At 48.8% G+C, this 19,800-nt stretch carries 18 protein-coding genes and 1 pseudogene; 2 read left to right on the top strand and 17 right to left on the bottom strand.

Going from position 1 to position 19,800, the window contains the following annotated elements:
* Nucleotides 1–27: 27 nt before the first annotated feature.
* Nucleotides 28–543 (bottom strand): annotated as a pseudogene (locus tag B157_RS39385) (zinc-binding dehydrogenase); the annotation flags it as partial.
* A gap of 15 nt (nt 544–558) precedes the next feature.
* Nucleotides 559–990, bottom strand: coding sequence for a hypothetical protein (locus B157_RS39380; RefSeq protein WP_020604611.1), 432 nt, complete (start codon nt 988–990; stop codon nt 559–561).
* Between the two features lie 646 nt (nt 991–1,636).
* Between B157_RS39380 and B157_RS0117510 the strand changes: the two genes are divergently transcribed.
* Nucleotides 1,637–4,183 carry a histidine kinase dimerization/phosphoacceptor domain -containing protein gene (locus tag B157_RS0117510; protein WP_020604610.1) on the top strand — a complete coding sequence of 849 codons (2,547 nt, stop codon included), beginning with the start codon at nt 1,637–1,639 and terminating at the stop codon, nt 4,181–4,183.
* Between the two features lie 137 nt (nt 4,184–4,320).
* On the opposite strand, the gene B157_RS35580 is transcribed toward B157_RS0117510, so the two are convergent.
* The 15 genes from B157_RS35580 to B157_RS0117430 all read right to left on the bottom strand — a co-directional run bounded on the left by B157_RS35580 (nt 4,321) and on the right by B157_RS0117430 (nt 16,215).
* On the bottom strand, nt 4,321–4,551 hold the full coding sequence (locus tag B157_RS35580) for a hypothetical protein (protein ID WP_211225006.1): 231 nt from the start codon (nt 4,549–4,551) through the stop codon (nt 4,321–4,323).
* Between the two features lie 144 nt (nt 4,552–4,695).
* Entirely contained in the window at nt 4,696–5,547 is an 852-nt protein-coding gene (locus B157_RS0117495) for an SDR family oxidoreductase (RefSeq protein ID WP_020604608.1), read from the bottom strand.
* A 13-nt stretch (nt 5,548–5,560) separates the two neighbouring features.
* Entirely contained in the window at nt 5,561–6,109 is a 549-nt protein-coding gene (locus B157_RS0117490; RefSeq protein ID WP_020604607.1) for a YceI family protein, read from the bottom strand.
* Between the two features lie 26 nt (nt 6,110–6,135).
* Nucleotides 6,136–6,543 carry a cupin domain-containing protein gene (locus B157_RS35575; RefSeq protein ID WP_281168482.1) on the bottom strand — a complete coding sequence of 136 codons (408 nt, stop codon included), beginning with the start codon at nt 6,541–6,543 and terminating at the stop codon, nt 6,136–6,138.
* A gap of 11 nt (nt 6,544–6,554) precedes the next feature.
* Complete coding sequence (locus tag B157_RS0117480) at nt 6,555–7,973, bottom strand: YncE family protein (RefSeq protein WP_020604605.1); 1,419 nt, start codon at nt 7,971–7,973, stop codon at nt 6,555–6,557.
* 7 nt (nt 7,974–7,980) lie between these two features.
* Nucleotides 7,981–8,616, bottom strand: coding sequence for a DUF305 domain-containing protein (locus B157_RS0117475; RefSeq protein WP_084761833.1), 636 nt, complete (start codon nt 8,614–8,616; stop codon nt 7,981–7,983).
* A 27-nt stretch (nt 8,617–8,643) separates the two neighbouring features.
* Complete coding sequence (locus B157_RS35570) at nt 8,644–8,976, bottom strand: DUF302 domain-containing protein (protein ID WP_063881397.1); 333 nt, start codon at nt 8,974–8,976, stop codon at nt 8,644–8,646.
* Nucleotides 8,977–9,122: 146 nt separating this feature from the next.
* On the bottom strand, nt 9,123–10,124 hold the full coding sequence (locus B157_RS0117465) for a type I glyceraldehyde-3-phosphate dehydrogenase (RefSeq protein ID WP_020604602.1): 1,002 nt from the start codon (nt 10,122–10,124) through the stop codon (nt 9,123–9,125).
* Nucleotides 10,125–10,199: 75 nt separating this feature from the next.
* A complete protein-coding gene (locus B157_RS0117460) occupies nt 10,200–10,991 on the bottom strand; it encodes an alpha/beta hydrolase (RefSeq protein WP_020604601.1) in 792 nt (263 codons plus the stop codon).
* A 48-nt stretch (nt 10,992–11,039) separates the two neighbouring features.
* On the bottom strand, nt 11,040–11,453 hold the full coding sequence (locus tag B157_RS0117455; RefSeq protein ID WP_020604600.1) for a DUF6130 family protein: 414 nt from the start codon (nt 11,451–11,453) through the stop codon (nt 11,040–11,042).
* 195 nt (nt 11,454–11,648) lie between these two features.
* Nucleotides 11,649–12,578, bottom strand: a complete 930-nt coding sequence (locus tag B157_RS0117450; RefSeq protein WP_020604599.1) for an SDR family NAD(P)-dependent oxidoreductase — start codon at nt 12,576–12,578, stop codon at nt 11,649–11,651.
* Nucleotides 12,579–12,702: 124 nt separating this feature from the next.
* Nucleotides 12,703–13,713, bottom strand: coding sequence for an alpha/beta hydrolase (locus B157_RS0117445; protein WP_020604598.1), 1,011 nt, complete (start codon nt 13,711–13,713; stop codon nt 12,703–12,705).
* Between the two features lie 71 nt (nt 13,714–13,784).
* Nucleotides 13,785–14,177, bottom strand: coding sequence for a DUF983 domain-containing protein (locus B157_RS37125; RefSeq protein ID WP_041952161.1), 393 nt, complete (start codon nt 14,175–14,177; stop codon nt 13,785–13,787).
* 41 nt (nt 14,178–14,218) lie between these two features.
* On the bottom strand, nt 14,219–15,577 hold the full coding sequence (locus B157_RS0117435) for an FAD-dependent oxidoreductase (protein WP_020604596.1): 1,359 nt from the start codon (nt 15,575–15,577) through the stop codon (nt 14,219–14,221).
* Between the two features lie 62 nt (nt 15,578–15,639).
* The gene (locus B157_RS0117430) at nt 15,640–16,215 is read right to left on the bottom strand and encodes a DsbA family protein (RefSeq protein ID WP_020604595.1); all 576 of its coding nucleotides are present in this window, start codon (nt 16,213–16,215) and stop codon (nt 15,640–15,642) included.
* Between the two features lie 699 nt (nt 16,216–16,914).
* On the opposite strand from B157_RS0117430, the gene B157_RS35560 reads away from it, so the two are divergent.
* Nucleotides 16,915–19,383 carry a histidine kinase dimerization/phosphoacceptor domain -containing protein gene (locus tag B157_RS35560; protein ID WP_169521753.1) on the top strand — a complete coding sequence of 823 codons (2,469 nt, stop codon included), beginning with the start codon at nt 16,915–16,917 and terminating at the stop codon, nt 19,381–19,383.
* The last annotated feature ends 417 nt before the right edge of the window (nt 19,384–19,800 follow it).

Below are 19,800 nucleotides of genomic sequence, written 5' to 3'. Positions count from 1 at the left end.
CGGCTGATTACAGACCTTACTATTCGGTCAATTCATGACAATCACTGTTCGTTTACCAGCTTTCCCTTCCTTATTCCACACCTGGTTAATAGTCTCCAAAGGCTCATTTTGGGTCTCTATCAATAGTTTCTTATCGGCGGCCAGTTGAAACATTTCCGGCAAAACGTCTGTATCGAACGTTTTCAATTCCTGTTGGGACAAACTCCCTATACCGGAGCCCACTAACTCGATGGCAGCACTACGCAACATGATCGAGGCTAAATTGATGCTGCTCCCGGCGGAATCGCCTACGGTTACCATGCGTACTTTATGGGACCCACCGGCTTGTAAGGCTTTTAAAACCAATTCCATTGGTTCTCCCCATAAATAATCCAGAATAAGGTCAACAGGCGTTTCGGCATTGCTTTCCTTCAGTTGTTTAATGACATGGTCTCCGGCTTGTTCCAGCGAGATAACCGTGTTTGCCCCCAGCGACTTGAGCCTGTCTAAAGCCGCTGGATTTCTGCCTGTAACGATGATGTTAGCCGCGCCATAGTGCCGGGCAACCTGAACCGCAACCTATCCGGTTACGCCTGTTGCTCCGTTAATTAAAACGGTCATTCCCGGCTCCATCCTGCCCCGAAAACGTAAGGCCATCGACGACCCAATGACGGCATTAGGCAAAGCAGCCGCCGTACTGTAGTCCAGTTTGTCGGGCAAAACGGTGTATCTGGCTTTAGCGATTAACCCCTTCTGCGCCATCATCCCGGTCAGGCCTTGTGCATACACTCTCTTCCCGTTTTCTAACGTGCCCACGCCATCAATCCCCACAATAGCTGGAAGATTTCTATGGCTTGCCGGGTGTTTCCCCCCGGCTCGTAAGCGATCAATATTTTTGAGAGAGGCCGCTTCAATGGTTATCAGAAGTTGCTCTCTATCCTGAGGAACGGGGTCTTCAACATCCTCATACACGGGCGATGTTCCTACCTGTTTTAATACAGCAGCTTTCATGATTGATCCTGGCTTGTAAGGTTATTGAAGAATGTATATCGTACATTTAAATAGTACTCATCATTCGGGGCCGATTGTAAATCGGGTAGCAAACAATTCACCCGGCAACACCTCTCTTTTTCGTTGCGCAACGAGTGAAACCCGCCCAATCACTGGACAGCACAGATTTCTCTGCTGGATAAATGGTTTCCTAAAAGTGTGCCAAAGCCAAAAAAGGGAGTTGCCTGGTGTAAAAACTGCGTCAATGCAATCCTGAGGCCTACTTTTTGCCCTGCCGAGTTGGCGCGTTAGCCTTTTGCCATTCCAATGATTTGGAGTCTCCAACGCTTAACTCCATTGTATTGGATAAATTCTATAAGCCTGGATATCAACAGCAGGGAAATTGGCTAAGTAAGTTGATCAACCAATTGAATTCCGAGTATCCACAAAAGCCTTGTGACGGCAATTATTGTTGAATTAAGCCTTTATGAATGACCGATTCACTAGCTGGCATTTGACATAGTTGCTTTGCTGGGTCATTATTTGTGAAGGCAACTATTTGTTTGTGAATTAATTACCTTTATACTGATGAATTTTCTTATAGAATGGGCCTTAAGTAATCCATTTACTTTAGCCTTTATAAGATGTCTACCTAGCCCCGCCTACCATGCGATTCGTTTTCTCGTTCTTTTTTGGGTTGTTGGTCGGCAGCTTCCCGGCCTGGCCTTTAAATGGCCAGGCCCTCGCTGTGGCTCAGGTTAAGGCCGATAGCCTGCGGCTCATCCTGCGGACCGGGAATGCTGATACCGATCGGGTGGTGACAATGCTACGGTTGAGCGATCACTACCAGCGCCGGACCTTGAATTATGCCTATAACCTGGACACCGCTCTGACACTGGCCAATCAGGCCCATACCCTGAGCCAGCAACTCCAGTATGACAAAGGCCAGCAGGAAGCCAACTTTCAATGGGGCAAGATTTACATCAAGCAGGAGAAATCGGGTAAAGCGAAGAGCCTGCTTCCAGCCGTGAGTGGGCTAACCCGCATCAGGTTATTACTGGAACTAGGCAAGAACAAGCTCCGTCCCACTTTTTCCAAGGAAGCTAGTCTCGACAGTGCCCTGTGGTATTTTAGTCAGGCCGAAGGGCTTAGCGACCGTTTAAGCAACCAAACTTGGCGGCAGGAAAGCCAGCTACTTACGGGGGTTGCTTATGTGTTGAAAGGCGAATGTGAGCAGGGTAGGTCTTCCTTTATGCGGGTGATCCAGGCACGCCAGCGGGTGGGTGACCGGGCGGGCGAGCTACGAGCCTGGCTGCGGTGGGCAGCTACTTTAAGTAGTGAATGGAATTGCTATAACAGCTTAGACACCCTGAGTCGAGCCTTTGTCCTGGCTCATCAGCTTGGCGACAAGCCCAGGGAGGCCTTTCTGTGGTTAATGGTTGGAATGAAACACTCGATTGAAGGCAACCAGAAGCGGGCGGAGCAGGAAGGGCTGAAGGCCCTGGCCATCCAGAAAGCCATTAGCTATCCGACCTTCAACCGGGCTTTCCACGCGCTGTTGGAAGAAAACGAGTACCTGCAACATGTGTTTCTTGTCAAACTCTTAAATGCCAACGGGGTGTTAGCCCATATACTGGAAACAACTTCCAGGGTGTCTGAAGAGGTATTCTACAAATTGGAGGTGATCAAGGATCTGGAGCGCAATGGGTTGCGTGAAGACTTGGACTGGCCCTATTTCTGGCTTGGAAACAGCTACTACGAACTGGGGCAGTATGCTAAGGGAGTAGCTTACTACCAGCTATCCTTAGCCGTGAGTCATCGGAAGGGAAAAGTGGCTGTTTACGCAGGAATGATTCGACGGATGGCCGAATCGCTAACAAAAGAGGGCAAGATACACCAGGCCCTACAGTTGGTGACTAACTTTACCCACGAACACCCTCCCCTTGATAAAATAGGTAAAATAAATATTGCGGCCGCCTTTGGGCAGTGTTATGCAACCCTCAAACAAAACAAACTGGCTGAACAGTATTACCTGGAAGCTGCTGCCTGGAATGAAAAAACAGAAGGGACATTTATTGCCTGGCTACAACTTAGTAAGTTTTACTTGGCTACGAATCAATACGCTAAAGCAATTCCGTATCTTAAGCGAGTAGCAACTTATGCTGGAGCATTACCAGCTTCTGAAAAATTGCAACTGATGCAATTGCAATTCAAAGTGGATTCGGCACAGACTAACTACCCCGCTGCCCTCCACAACTACCAGCGCTACACCGCTCTAAAAGACTCCCTTCTCAACGAGACCACCCACAAACTGATGGCTGAACTCGATGTCCGCTATCAGACCCGTCAGAGAGAGCAGGCTCTCAAACTCCGCCAGAAAGACATCGCCCTGTTGACCCAGCAGAGCAAAATTCAACAAACCCAACGCAATGCTCTGATCGGAGGCACTTTGTTACTTATCTCCCTATTGGGGCTTAGCTTTAACCGCTACCGGTTGAAACAACGCAGTAACCAACGCCTGCAAGAGCAACAGGAACAGATCCACCACAAAAACCAGGCCTTGCAGCGGGTGCTGGAGGAGAAGGAGCGGCTGCTCAAGGAGATTCACCACCGGGTCAAAAACAACCTTCAGATCGTGATGAGTTTGCTTAACTCCCAGGCCGATTCGCTGCATGACCCTTCGGCCCTGTCGGCCATCCAGCAGAGCCAGCACCGGGTGCAGGCCATGGCCCTGATCCACCAGAAGCTCTACCAGAGTGAGGGCATCGCCCGCATCCCCATGGCATCGTACATCCGGGAGATGGCTGCCTACCTCCACGAGTCCTATGAGCTGCCCCAACCCATCGGCTTTGACCTACAGGTGGAATCTATCGAACTGGACGTTATCCAGGCGGTGCCGTTGGGCTTAATCATTAACGAGGCCATCACCAACGCCCTCAAGTACGCCTTTCCCGATGGGCGGGCCGGAACGGTACAGGTGGGCTTATGTAAACTAAGCAGGGGAGAGTATGAGCTGGTCATTGCGGATGACGGGGTGGGCTTACCGGCTGACTTCGCCCCCGCCCGGAGCCGGTCACTGGGCATGACGCTGATGTATGGCTTCAGTGAACAACTGGGGGGCCAGCTTCACATCAACGGGCAACCGGGGTTGAGCATTCGCCTGCGGTTTCATGATGAAAGGGATACCGTCAGCTTAGGTATAGGTACCCCCTGATAAAATCTACTGATGGCCCAGTAAGTGGCTTATACCAGTCGGCGTGAACGGATAGTGAGATGAACCACTACTTTATTGCCTGCGCAACTTTGCCAATAGTTCCGTGGAAAAGGTATCCTCAGAAGCCCCGTAACCGGTTACCAGAATCCCTTTGACACCCGATTTAGATTGGATAGCGTACACGCTTCATCGGCCGGGTCAGTGTCGCCTTCGTACCGATAGACATCCACAATGTCGAACTCATCAGGGCTAAACCTATCCGTGGGGCAAACTATTCTGCTTTCTTCCAGCCGAAAATCTGTAGTAAAGCCTTCCACCCGTAATGCTTCAATGGCGGTTGACACGGTATCATAATGAAGCTGTCCCATTGGTATGTTTTGGTTAATTCCGTTTGATAACCTGAATGGCCATCACCGGTTTTACCCCGTCGATCCGTTGTCGCAGCCGGCCAGTTTGCCAGGTTACTACAAATGAGCGACGGGGTGAATCGGGTGAGGGTACCTTTTTTTGGACTAAACAATATACTTGGCCCGCCATTTGGCTTTGAAGTCTGCCCGAGCCTTGATGAAGTCTATGTCTGTTCCTTCGGCAATAGCATCCAGAGGAAACCGAAGCGGGCGAGTTCCATCTGGCATGGCAATTAATTCGAGAATACCATCCGCTATGGTTTGTGGGTTCATATTGTGTTCCTGCATTTTGCCGAACAATCCTGCTCCAAGTACCTTGAACATTTCGCCCGCAATGGGTTCGTATGCCTCGGAAACTTCGATTCTGTCGGCATTAGTGCCCGGTTTTACGGCCATTTCCGTTGGATACACGCCGGATTGTATGGTTACGTTTTCTATGGCAAATTGCTTCAGTTCGTCCTGAAGTGCTTCCGTAATGGTTTCTACACTGAATTTTGTGGCAAAATAAAGCCCCATAAAGGGCAGCGCATGGGCACTTGCTCCAGAGGTAAGATTGATTACCAGGCCGCTCCTTGCTTGACGCATAGACGGCAATACAGCCTGATAGGTGCGGATAACGCCATAAAAGTTAACCTCAAACATCTGACGCATCTGGTCAATACTGTACGCTTCCACCAAGCCGAAGCCGGTTATTCCTGCATTGTTCACCAAAACGTCTATACTGCCGTGTCTGGCCAATGTCTGTTCAAACGCAGTGGCAACGGATTCGTCATCGGCTACATCAATCTCTACCACATCCACATTTGCCAGAGCCGCCAGTTCCCGGGCAACTGCTTCATTTTTCCCGTTGGTCCCCCGCATTCCCGCAATGACAGTATGCCCGGCCTGGGCGAGGGTGATGGTAGTCAGTTTGCCAAACCCTGTACTCGTTCCTGTAATAAAGACAGTCTTGCTCATCGTTTTGTGGTTTCTAATTCTGTTTAGCTACCTGAATGTTCATCACAAGTTTAACCTCGTCGCTCACGACAACACCCCCGGCTTCCGTCACCCCATCCCAACTCAGGCCAAACTCCTTGCGTTTGATGGTTCCGGTAACCTCAAATCCGGCCTTCGTATTTCCGTAAAAATCCTGCATCTGTCCACCGTATTCAGCCTTTAACGAGACCGGCTTTGTTACGCCATGCAGGGTTAACCGACCGTTCAGGATGTAGGTATCGGCACCGGTTCGGGTCATGCCGGTTGACTCAAACGTTAAGACCGGAAACTGCGCGGCATCGAAGAATTCAGCGGATTTCAGGTGTTCATCCCGTTGGGTATTGCCCGTACTGATACTGTCTATCTCCGCCGAAAAGGTGATTTTCGCATCGTCGAAATCGTCACCGTCCATGTCCAGTTTGCCTTCGTATCGGCCGAACAGCCCTGTTACGGTTGAAACCATCAGGTGCTTTACTTTAAACTGCACTTCGGAATGGGTGGGGTCAATGACCCAGGTCGTAGCTACTGACGTACTTGCTTCCATTTGTCGATAATCGTTTAGTTGTTTGTTTATACTATTTTCATCGCTGGCCGGGTGCCGGGCGGACCCCAAAGCACGTCGCCGATTTCTTCGGATAGTTTCAGGAACAGGCTCATTTCATTCGATTGGTCAGGTGGAATGCTGTCGAAGCTACCGGGCGTACCGACGCTCCGAATTAGTTCCGCAAAGCCACTGGGTGAAGCGACTGTGATGGCCCGGTTATCTCCCTCACCCGACCCCACAACCATATGCTGCGTGTTTATTGGGATGAAGACAGAACCACCAGGCGATAATGTAGCCACACCAGTATCTGTGTAAATAGTGAATTCACCTTCCAGGACGTAGATCAATTCCGAATATTTGGTATGAAGGTGCAGAGGGGATTCTGCACCAGCCGAAAAGCATAAGGCACCAAACATCAGTCCCGATTTCTCCAAACGAGCCAATTTCAAAACGACTCAGACGGGTTGTCCAATAAAATAACCTGCTTTGTTCTGTTGTCTGTTAGAATTACGTGCCGGTAAGGCTGTTTGTCTCGGTCAGTAGCTAGCGATTTAATTAGGCCCGTCGACTGGCCGTTGTACTTTCCGTGGCTATCCGTTTCGAATCGATTAATCTCATAATCAGACCTAAACGGAGGAACAACTGATTTTGAGAGGGCTAATGTATAAGACGCATTAGGGTGTAAGAAGGTGAAGTTTTGCTCGATTAGATCGGTGAGGCCAATACTACGCACGGAAAGTCTACCGTGTGCGTTACCTCGGTGATTTAGTCCCGTTAATACAATCACCTGGGTCGAAGCCGAATCACCTAAAGCACTTAACCAAACTATATTTTTAGGATCTGACACGGCCCGGTCAGCATAAACAACGGCTTGTGGACTTTGACCGATCTGGACAGGCCGCATAGGTTTCATCGTTTGCAGGTTAATTCTCTGAACCTGATCGCCATACTCCAGCCCGATGTACATTATTTTCCCATCGGCCGAGGGCCAGATACCGTGCGGTAAGGCACCAACCTGTATGGTATTTGTTAGTTTAAAATTTTGCCCGACATCAAATACCTTTACTTTATTTTCTCCCCCAACAGTGACCATCATCAGCAGTTTCTGATTCACGTTACTAAATGTTACGTGATTGGTGATTGGCCCCGTATTGAGTACATGAGTTACCGACATTGCTGCCGTATTAATCACAGTAACCTTACCAACATCCTTATGCGTCATGGCTATCCATTTACCGTCGGGACTGGTATAAATATTGGGTGAGAATGGGCTGGTGACCGGTATTCTTTTTATAATTCTGTAAGTTTCGGTATTGACAATATCTACTTCAGGCGTAAAGCTAGAGCAAACGTAAGCCTGCTTGCCGTCGGAGGTAAACGCAACCATACCAGGCCCATCAGCGACCGGAACCCGCCTTACTTCGGCCATCTTCGCGACATCAATCACGCTCACGTATGACTCCCCACGTACCGATACCCAGATTTGTTTGCTATCTGGCGTAAAGGTTGGCTCATGGGGCGAGCGGCCTACATAAATGGTCTTCAGTACCTGATTCGTCTCGGTAGAAACCAGCGTTACAGAATTGGAACCAATAGATATGACTACTAGCATTTTTTTCTGAGGCAAATACCGAAGGCCATGAACCAACGTCTGACCTTTGTAAAGGGGAGAGAAAATAGTAGGGAAAGGTTTACCTAGTCGAATTTCTCCCAGAAATCGATTATGCTGAGGGTCAACTACCGAAACCGTATTTGAAATTTGATTGGCAGCGTAGACACGATCATGTGAATACGGGCTTTGTCCAGCGGCAAAAAGGGAAGAAAAAACCAGCGCAATTGTAAAAGAACTTATTGCTTTTTTCATGAGTGTACTATTTCAAATAGGAAACCATTTGTTCAATTTCAATTTGCTGCGACGTAATGAGCTGGCTTGCAAAAGCACGTATGCACCGATCCTTCGTAACGTTGAGTACTGCTCTAGCCATATCGACAGCGGCCTGGTGATGCGGCTTCATGACGCTTGCAAACGCATAATCTGTATTGCGGAGCTTATCCGAGCCAGGCATCGTTGCCATCATGTGGTTCATTGCGGTATCCATGTCCCGCTGAAAACCAACTGTTGACTTCGAGATATCCGTTGATTTCTGCTTTTGCCATAATCTCATTTGCTGCACTTCGCTGGCTTGTTCAATAAGAATACTTTTTGCCAACTGGATCATACTAAAATCACGACCATGCTGAACTTCATACATGGCCATTGCCATCGCACACTCATGATGCGGTATCATTTTTTGCAAAAAGATGATACCTGCCGATTCATCTCCAGGAGCGTTGGCCATGTTAATCATCATTGTATCCATCGCAGCAAGAAACATATTGCGGTCTCCAGTTGGAATTTTAATCCCACAAACTGGTACGGCCTCTTCCTGTTGCGGGGAGGAAACTACGCTTGGAACTTCACTGATCATCACTAAGAGCAGTGCCAGAAATAAAGTAGTTGGTTTCATACCGAGTTAGACTGAAAGAGAAAATCGTTACTTATCCAAGACTTTACTAACCAGCTCATCAAGGCGTAGAAATGGGATAAACTTTGGTGAAAGTCCATAACGACCACCTATATACGTACTGTCATTGTAGGCTATCCAAACGTTAGCCTGATGATCTTCCCAGGCAATAAGTTTCAACGGCAGGTCGAGCGCGGTTACTGGTATACTGGACATAACTGGCCCACCCGCCTTTGGATTCCCGAACAGGATGAATGATAAAGGTAGTATTGTCTGCCCCACTTTTCTTAACTCGGCCTGCTGGTCAATGCGGACGTAGATCGTGATTCCATGTTGTTGCATGAAGGCCTGGAATCTATCCATTGTCTCGCTGACCGAGTAGAGGCTGGAACGAACAATGACTCCTTTTGGATTCGCTCCTGGTATATTTTCAGACGGTAACATAAGATGGAGACCAGATACAGTGATTTGCCAAATATAATCTCGTTTGTTCACTTGGGTTGAATTGACTAAATCCGTTCGGCCATGTAGGCGGCTACGTCGGCAAGCCGGTTCGAGAATCCCCATTCGTTATCATACCAGGAAGCGACCGATAAAATGTTGCCTTCTTTGGCCGTCAGGGGCAAATCAATGATGGCGGAATGGGAGTCATACACAATTCGGGACGAGGCCCATTCGCCCTCCAGCACGTCCATTACTCCCGTCAACGGCCCTTCGGCGGCTGCCAGACGAAAAGCATCATTCACCTGCTGTACCGTACATTCCTTGTCCGTAACCAGATTTAGCTCGGCAATACTACCCGTGCGGGTCGTTATGCGATAAGCCTTTCCTGTTACCTGAAGATCGGGCCAGATAAATTTCAACGCCTTGGCCGCTCCCGACGAAGACGGAATAATATTCTCGGCAGCCGCCCACGAATCGCGCCGGTCTTTCATCGGCTGGTCGGTAAGTGACTGGGAGTTGGTGTACGAATGCACCGTTGTGAAGAGACCGTACTGAATTCCGAAATTTTCCAGCAGCACCTTGATGGGTGCGGCCAGCGCGTTAGTCGTGCAACTGCCCGTACTGACAATCCGATGACTGGCCGGGTTAAAGTTTTCCAGGTTTATTCCCTTCAGAAGCACCGCATCGCAATCCGCCAGCGTTTTACTGGGCGCGCTGATCAACACGTACTTAGCCCCCCGGTCGATGTGAGCCTGTGCGCCAGTGCGGGTGGTGGCGTGACCGGTGCAATCAACAACCAGGTCGACGCTGAGCGCGGCCCAATCGGGAATTTCCTTCAGTGCATTGACGTACAGAATCTCCCGGCTTCCAATGGTTATGTGCGCGTCATCGCCCGAAACCGGTTCGGACCAACGGCCGTAGTTGGTGTCCACGGCGAACAGGGCGGCCAGCGTTTGAGCATCTTTTATGTCGGAAATGGATACGGGGACGAATAAATTACGCTGAAGGCCAATACGCAGAAACTGTCTGCCAATCCGGCCAAATCCATGTAAGGCAATACGTGTCATAGTCTGATTTGATTAAGTAGTTTGATGCCCCCATCCGTGAAAGTTTTTACAGATGGGGAGGGTAAAAAAGGCTGCTTATCGCTTGCTAACCTGCGTAGGCAGTTTGCGGGCTGCATCAATGATAAAAGTAGCTACCTCTTTAGGATGCGACAGAATCGATACGTGGCCGCTGTTAAGCTCAAGTGTCGTCGCCTTTATTCGTTTGGCCTGATCCTGTTGCAAATTCACATTCACCATTCGGTCCTGTTTATCAATGATGACCCAGGAGGGTCTGGTTTTCCAGGCAGCCTCGGATACTTTATCGCTTAATGCTTTCTTGGCCCAGGGTCCTTGGGTGGTATAGACGTTTAGCCGCTCTATGAGCGATAAATCCGGGACAAAATCTTCATTCATCCCTTTTTTGCTGAGGTACAGGAAGCCCGAAGCATCCTCGCGGGTTTCGGCACCACCGGGCGAGTCTGGATAGCCTTTTACAACATCGACCACCGCCTGACCATCGTTGGGTATCAGGGCCGAGATGTACAAAAGTCCCGCTACTTTGGGGTCATTACCCGCTTCTGTAATGACCATACCCGCCCACGAATGGCCTACCAGCAATACTGGCCCCTCCATTCGGGCAATTGCTCGTTTGGTAGCCATTGCGTCATCTTTCAGGGACGTTAGTGGAAGTTCTACCGCGATAATGTTGAAGCCCTGAGCATCCAACATGGGAATCACTTTGCTCCAACTGAAACCATCAGCGTAAGCACCGTGAACTAAAACGACATTTTTGAGGCCAGCTGATTGACCCTGGGCCGAATTCCACGAGGAAACAGCCAAAAACAGAACGGTTAGTGCGCTCAGCGCAAGTTGATTGAAACGTAACATGATTTTAGAGATTTGGGTGAAACTGATAAATTGAGGTGATAGCCTGGCTCATTTTCGCTCAGGGACAATGAAGGTGACGGATTTAGCGTCAATGATTTTGTGGGTTGGATCGGCCAACTCAATCAGAAGCTTGTGTTGACCCGGCGGAAAACCATTCAGGGTAATTGGTTCGTTACTGGCATCGAGCCAGTGCCACGGACTATCATCGACCGTTACGTGCAGATGGCCAATACGCGGGGACACATCCAGTGCTGCCGGCCCGTAGACCGGTACAATGTGCAAATTCTCCGTGCGAAACTGGACAACTACCCGGCCCAGGGTTAGTGGTTCAGCCAATGGGTCGTCAACCACCAGTTTGGCGAGTGGTTCGGAGGCCAGGGGCACAACCGGGGCGGCCCCACGAATGGCTCGGGCCGTTGTTTTATTGGCTTGTGATGAGGTTGATTGAACTTGCGTTTTCATACGTTCAGGAGTAAAAATCCGTAGCTACGCCCGGTGTTAAGAATGGTTAATCGCAGGTCGATACCGACAATCTGAAACGATTGTTGTACGTCTTTGTCGTTTTGCGTGTAGTGCTTCCAAAAGAGTAATTTGCATACGATCCTCCACAGGTTGATGCGGTGTTGCTCCGCGACGAGTACATCAAAATGTTCAGGATTACCTGGCGCGCTGGTCAAGCAAATCCACAGAGACATCCCAAAGTCGGTTCGCATTCTCAAGGTCAAGAGCGTAGGCGGCTACGCCTTCGTAATTGCTGGGTCGGCTGGTAACGGTCATTGCCTCATTACAATTTTCGAAGTAATGCCCTCCAATTCCCTCCAGCAAAGGCGACGTTGCCAGCAGCACCGACGTAGCGGCTCCTTGTTGGGGTGTTTTTTGCAGCTCGGGGGGAGTAGCCAGTTTTCCTCCGTTATGCCGCTGAAGATTGGTAGCAATCGCCCCAGGATTCAACGCATTGGCAGTGATGCCATCTTTTGCCCAGCGAGCGGTGGCTCCGACAGCAAAAAGTATGTCGGCAGTTTTAGATTGCCCATAAGCCGACCGGGGATCGTACGTGCGAAAGTTATACTGGATATCATCAAAGACGACCGGAGAAAACAGATGCCCACTGGAGGCCACCACCACAATACGGGCCGCGCCATCGGCCGCCAGAGCATCGTGTAGCCCAAGTGCCAGCGCAAAGTGCCCCAAATGGTTGGTGACGAACTGCATTTCCCATCCCTGGGGACTCCTTTGTAACTCAGGGATAGCCATGACGCCAGCATTATTAACAAGTATGTGAAGCGGACCGGTCCATTTAGTAACAAAGGAATGAACCGAATCTAAATCGGTTAAATCGAGCGAAGCAACATAAATGCGATCGTTTCCCGTTGTTGCCGTAATATCGTCGGCTACTTTGTGCCCCACTTCAACATTGCGCACAGCCATAGTAACCTCAGCGCCTGTCCTGGCCAGCGACCGGGCCGTTTCGATGCCAATTCCTGAAGCCGCACCGGTGACAATCACTCGTTTACCGGTAAGATCGATTCCCTTAGCCACTTCATCTGCCGTGGAGCTAAAGCCAAACTCTGTTGTTATAAGATCCATACAATTTAACTACGTATAGTGGCTGATTGGAGAATGATTAGTAGCGTAGGATTGCGGCAAGTCGCTTTTCCTGACAGGCTTGAGAAACGGGAGTTACCCAAGCCTGTCAGGATGTATAGTTCACTTACCCGAGGTGCTTTTTCAACTCAGCGGCTGCCTGTACAAACAACGAACGAACCTGCGGTATTTCGGCCAACCCGTTTAGCAAACCAAAATCATGAATAACCCCGTTGTAGCGGACCGTCGTAGCGATTACGCCGGCCTCATTCAGTTTGCGACCAAACGCTTCTCCTTCATCCCGTAGTACATCGTTTTCTGCCACCTGAATCAGCGTTGGCGGTAGTCCTTTGAGTTGATCAAGCGTAGCCCGCAACGGTGAGGCATGAATTTGTTTTCGATCTTCCGGGTCGGCAATGTACATATCGTACATCCACTTCATTAACGGTGTGGTCAGGAACCGGTTTTCCCCGAATCGTTTGTAGGAATCCGTTTCAAAGTCAGCATCAACGATAGGCCACATCATAACCAGCGTCTTAATGTGCGGACCACCTTTTTCCTTCGCCTGCAGTGCCGTTACCATCGTCATGTTACCGCCCACGCTATTGCCGACAACCGCCATATTTTTGCCGTCGACCTCAATTTCATCGCCGTGGTCAGCCACCCATTTCGTGGCCGCGTAAATCTCATTGATGGCCTGCGGGAAAGCCGCGTCGGGTGTGCGGGTATAATTCACAAATACACCGCAATAGCCCGTTAAAACGACCAGGTCCCGAACCATCCTCTCATGAGTTGGGAAATCGCCCAATATCCAACCACCCCCGTGGATGAATATAAACACGGGTAACGTACCCTCGACCCCGGCCGGACGAACAATGTCCAGAACAATGGTATAGCCATCGGCGGTGATGGTCTTCTGCGACTCCTCAATTCCCGACAAATCAACTTTTACGGATGCCTGTGCATTCACCAGCACCAGCTTTGCCTCCTTGGCAGGAAGCTTCTCCATCGGAGGCCCATCCCCCGAATTCAGTTCTTTCAGAAAAACCCTTACCTCAACGGATAAGTGCGGGTCTTCGGCAAAGGGAACAGGTCTAACCGCTTCTTCAACCTCCTCCAGAATTGCTGTGTTACTCATATAGATAGTTATTAAAAGGTGACAAATTCAAGTTGTCCGTTTCCAGACAGGACACTTCACTGTGGCCACGTTCAGGGCGTTTCAGCCTTAGCGCGGTATTTGTGCAGTTCGGGCTTCACGAAAAAGGTCAGCCAGGATCGACGGGCTATCCGAAAAAAATAAGGTGTTAGGATAATGAGCGATGGAATCAGACCAATCAGGTAATAATTCAGGTCAACATTAAACCCAATGACCACAGTAAAAAAGGTAGCTAAGGTCCAGATTGTAAAGAAGGCATAGCTAACGAACATGGACGCCCAGTAAAAGCCGGGTTCAGGCATGAAGTTGAGCTTGCATTTGGGACACTGGTCGTGCATATCGTCGAAGTGTCTGCTAAATGCACTGCCTGCTACAAAGAAATCGCCCTCATGGCAGCGCGGACACTTATTGACGAATACACTATACAAACGGCTGTTGTACAACATGTCATTTCATAATTTAGACCATAACCACCGTTATCGGGTTGTCATAGTTTGGCAAACAGGTCATTCAGTGCCTCACTCATCGTGGGATGGGTGTAAATAGTATCCCGCAGAACGGTAAAGTCGAGTTTTGCATTCATGGCCACCTGTACGAGATTAATCAACTCGCTGGAGTGAGCGCAGAGCAGCGTACACCCTAGAATCTGATTCGTATCAGCGTCAACGATGGCTTTCAGAAGCCCTTCCGTTTGTTTTATTATCTGGGCACGCATATTGACGGCCGCTGGTAAAGTCGCCACCCGAATCCGATAGCCCTGTCTCAATGCTTCGTGTTCGCGCAGGCCAACATGCGACAAAGGCGGGCTGATGAACAGTGATGACGGAATATTTTTTCGGTCAAGCAGGGTATGTTCACCGAACCCAAAAAACTGACTTCTGATAATCCGAAAATCATCCAATGATATGTACGTGAACTGCGGACCACCATTCACGTCGCCAATGGCCCAGATGTGGGGGACATTGGTTTGTAGTCGCTCATTTACCCGAATGAATCCTTTAGCATCCTGTTCTACCCCAGCCGCCGATAAATTCAAGCCCTCCGTATAGGGTTGTCGGCCAACCGCTACCAGAATCGCAGAAGCCTTCACTTCTTCGATTTCCCCGGCATGATTCCGAAACACAACGACATCATGCCGGGGATCGTCAGTTTCAATAGCTTCAATCGTTACACCCATTTCAATCCGAATGCCCTTGTCAGACAGTATCGACTGGATTACATCTGCCACGTCCCTATCCTCGCCCGGCAGAAAAAATGGTGATTTATCGATAAGCGTAATGTTCGACCCAAATTGAGCGTACATATTGGCGAATTCCAGCGCAATGTATCCCCCGCCGATAATCACTAATTTCTGGGGCAGTTCGGTCTGCTCAATCAGGGTGGTGCTGGTGAAGACACGTCGGCTACTATGAATGCCCGGTATTGGCGGAATACAGCCAGTAGCACCCGTATTAATCATGATTCTCTCGGCTTCAATGAGTACCTCTTCGCCCGTATCATTCAGCCGAATCGACAGTAAGTGGGGCGATATAAACGTGGCTTTACCCGTTATGACCATAGCGTTTGGCGATTCGTCGACACTGTCATAATTGCGTTGCCGAAGATTGGCGGTTAGTTGGTTTTTCTCATCAATGGCCAGCGCATAGGGCACATGCGTCTCGGCACTGTGAACCAGAAATTTAGTTGGGATACAGGCAATATTAATGCAGGTACCCCCGTACATCAACGCCGACTGCTCGACCAGCGCCACCTGCCAACCCTTATTGGCTAAGTAGGCAGCCAGTGTTTTTCCTCCCTTTCCAAAGCCGATAATCAGGGCATCGTATTTCCTTTTAATGGACTTCATCGCACGGTAAACAGCTAAAATTTAAAACTAACGCTGACTGATATACGTTGATATTTCCTCGCTTACTGGCGTGAATAAACAAGCCGTTCAGGTAGCTGAATAGGGCTTGGTCCGGGTGCAGGGTTTATCGGTCTCCGTTGACGAACCAGATGAAAGTGTACGAATGGTATTAGTCGGGACATTGAAAATTTGCCGTAGAATCGACACCCATTCGCGAAGAATGCGGGCGATTTGAAAACACCCAACCTATAACCCGCTTCCCAGTCCTGTTTGATGACATCACGTAAGCCTTCATCTGCCAGGTCATCCATGAATTGTTGCTGGTTGAATCCCAACTGAATTGCTTGTTCGATAAGCGTAGTGCAGTCAATGGTTGACGCAGTAAGAAGGGCACCATACATCGGCTGGAACTGATGTTGGCGTTTAGCCGCTTCAAGCGCAAAGGCCGCCAACAACGACTGTTTGCAATCGGGATTCGGATAATGACAATATCGATAGGTAACCTCGCCACCGTACCTGTCCACAATTACATTAATGAGCTTATGAGCCTGTTGGCTTTGAGGATTTCCAAAATCGCCGAATTCGGTTACCTGTACGCAAGCAGCGTTAGACGGGTAATTAGGTTGGAGTGAGTTCATAACAAACAGATGTATAACTTGATCAGCGGAGGATAAAACCTTTCGAGTACGAACGTTCACTTTGACCAGAGTGAAAACCGAGGAAAAGTACAGCGTTCTGAACAGGGGAGTCCGAAAAGTGTGCCAAACCAGTCAGTTGTATTCGGTACGTCGCTAAAAACGGGCTATTTGACCTAAAAATAGGTATTTACTTATCGCTCCTGCCTTAAACGGCTTTCCTGCCACTGCACGCCAGTAGTCCAATGTAGTGGAGTCTCCATCAAAAGTCTCCATGACTTTGGAGCGTTCCATATTTCCTGTAGCTTTTTGAGACAGTCAATTCAGAAACGACTTGTACCGAACACAAAGTAAAAATGCTTTCGGCTAATTGAGTAAGCATATCCCTCATCAGCTTATTCTGGAACAATAGGCTGTCTTTCAGATTTTTAACTGAAATCATCAAGGCGACAGTTTGTTTTCGGGGTCGGTCAATTTTTTTAATATATTTAGAGTGCCATGTTTTTTCTTATTTGTCTATAACATTGGTTATCAAGTTGCTACCCTGTACCTACTATGGGAAACTTCCTTACAATTCGTTTTTTGGGGGGTATGCTTGCGTTAGTCTTGTTATCATTTGGGCTTAGAGCACAACCAGGCTCTTTGATCACCGCCGAAAGCCTGAGACGAGAACTTCAAACCGCCAAGGCCGGCATCAACCAGGTGTCAGCCCTCCTTAAGTTGAGTGCTTACTACCTGAACCGAACCCTAAATCCCGTCCGGGATTTGGATAGTGCTATGGTACTTGCCGAGCGGGCCGAGCTGTTAAGCCACCGGCTTACTTTAGCCAGAGGACTGGATAGTGCCCTTTTTATGCGAGCTAAAATTTACGGTAAACAACAAAAAAACGGCACCGCACTGCGTCTATTCAAACGTCTGAGCGACACCAGTCGCGTCAAGCTGCTGCTGGAATTGGGAAAGAATCAGCTCCGCCCAACGTACAACCAGGATGCGAATCGGGATAGCGCCATTGATTTTTTCCGTCAGGCAGAAACGTTCAGCGAACGCATTGGCAATCAGAAATGGAAGGAAGAAAGTCAGTGTCTGCTGGGGATTGGTTATCTGCTTAACAAGGATTGGCCACGGGGCAAAGCGTACTTTACGAAAGTCATCGAAGCCCGGCAAGAAGCAAGCGATAAAGCTGGTGAGATCAAGGCTTTGCTGAGAATGGCAACCACAACATTCTGTGACGATTGCCGGGGAAATATGGACGTTTTAGCCAGAGCACTGGCCCTTTCCCGTCAACTTGGTAATCAGTCTCAGGAAATGCTCATTCTGATGGAAATGGGCTATGAGTACTTCCAGTTGGATGGAGGGAACACCGAGCGGGCCGAACGAAAAGCGCTTCAGGTATTGGCAATACAAAAATCCATTGGTTTCACACCTTTGGTGCAGGCGTACCATGCACTGGCCGAGGAAAGCGTTTATAAGCTACCAGGCGAGTATGGTTATTTATCCAACGCTTACTTCTTCATGTCTGACCTAAGCCAGGCTAAAGGAGATTTGAATCAAAAATTATTTTACGTCCTCAAGGTTGTTAACGGTATAGAGAAAAGTGGGCTGACCGACGAACTGGAATATGCCTATTTCAGGCTTGGAAACGCTTATTATGAATTGGGCCTGTTTGATGAAAGCATGAAGTATCATCAGAAGTCCTTGGCTATCAGCCACCAAAAAGGAAAGCTATTTGTTCAGGTAGGAATGGCCAGTCGAATAGTCGTGACCTTGCTTAAACAGGGAAAAGCCCCGCAAGCTTTACAGTTTTTGCAGGATGTGGCGAGTAAAAACCTGTCTCTTACCTACGACGATAAACTGCTTTTAGCACAAAGTTTTGGCGCGTGTTATAGTGCCCTAAAGCGGTACGGGCTGGCCGAGAAATACTATCTGGAGAGTGTTGCCCTGAGTAAACAGGTCGCATCGCAGTTTCAACAGGTCGCCTGGCAGCGCATAAGTCAATTTTACGTAGAAAATTCCCAATACGCGAAAGCCGATCCGTATTTGAGGATGCTCCTGATGGCTTCCCCCAAAATAATACCCAGTCATCTGTTAAACGTTCACTTGATGCTATTCAAGGTTGATTCGGCGCGGGGCAACTATCCAACGGCTATTCGACATTACCAGCAATATAAAGCCCTCACCGATTCGATTTTTAATGAAAAAAAATTTAAGCAGATTGCCCGCTTAAGTATCCAGTACGAAACGGATAAAAAAGAACAGGTCCTTCAATTAAAAGAAAGAGACATCGCTTTGCTTACCGAGCAGGGTAAAGCCCAGAGAACCCAGCGGAACGCGCTGATTGGAGGAGCCGCCCTGCTACTGGCTCTATTGCTGTTGAGCTACAACCGGTACCGCCTTAAACAGCAGAATAACCAGCAGCTAAAGGCCCAGCAATTGGTGCTCCAGGAACGGCAGGAGGAGATTAATCGTAAAAATACTACGTTGCAATTCTTGCTGACCGAGAAGGAGTGGCTGTTGAAAGAGATTCACCACCGGGTTAAAAATAATCTCCAGGTCGTCATGAGCTTACTCAACACCCAGGCCAGCTATCTCTCTGATACGGCTGCCCTGTCGGCTATTAAGGAAAGTCAGCACCGGGTGCAGGCCATGGCCCTGATTCATCAGAAACTCTATCAGACCGAAGGCGTGGCTCGCATTTCGATGGCTGTGTACATTGCCGAACTCGTAGCTTACCTGCGGGACTCCTACGACCTGCCTCAATCCATCCACTTTGACCTACAGGTAGAACCCATCGAATTGGACTTGACTCAGGCTGTACCCCTGGGCATGGTTATCAACGAGGCTATAACCAACTCCCTCAAGTACGCCTTTCCTCAAGGTCGATCAGGTACCATATCAATACGTTTACTCCAGAAAAAGAGGGGTACTTATCAGCTTATCATGGCCGACGATGGAGTTGGCCTACCAGTCGGGTACGTCCCTGAACAGAGCCGTTCACTCGGCATGACACTTATGCATGGATTTAGTGATCAATTAGGTGGAGTATTACAGATTAGCAATGGCTCCGGACTGACAATCAGTTTACTGTTTAGCAACGAGGTTTTTAATCAGAGCTCATTGAAGGATGAAGGATCGCTTCATTCGTGGTCGGCTTATCAGGATAAAAATGCCTGACGGTTTATCGAATTGCCATACTACTACCTGATCGGGTTGAAGGAAACTCCAATCATATGGAGTTTTTCGATGGAGACTCCATATGATTGGAGGTAGATGCATGTTTTATAACTGAGATATTACTTATCCTACCCGACAGGACATAGGGTATCCATTTTAAATTGTACTGATTTTTGGGTATAAATAACTGCTCTGTCATAACCGGCTACTCTTGATCAATAATCTATAAATCAGCATTTTGCTGCAAAATAGAGGGCTTTTGCCTATTACCTGTAATGCCCCACTCCACCTTACCTCGTTGAACGTAGTAACCTTTCTTAATTAAGCGATAATTGTGGCTCTCAAGTTGCTGCCCCGTTCTTGCTATGAGGGTGCTTCCTGTCCATCCAATTCCTGTCAATTATACGCCTGGCCGCC

The organism is Spirosoma spitsbergense DSM 19989, assembly GCF_000374085.1.
Lineage (GTDB): Bacteria > Bacteroidota > Bacteroidia > Cytophagales > Spirosomataceae > Spirosoma > Spirosoma spitsbergense.
Note: the sequence above shows the minus strand (reverse complement) of the source record. Positions and strands in the feature narration are given on the sequence as shown.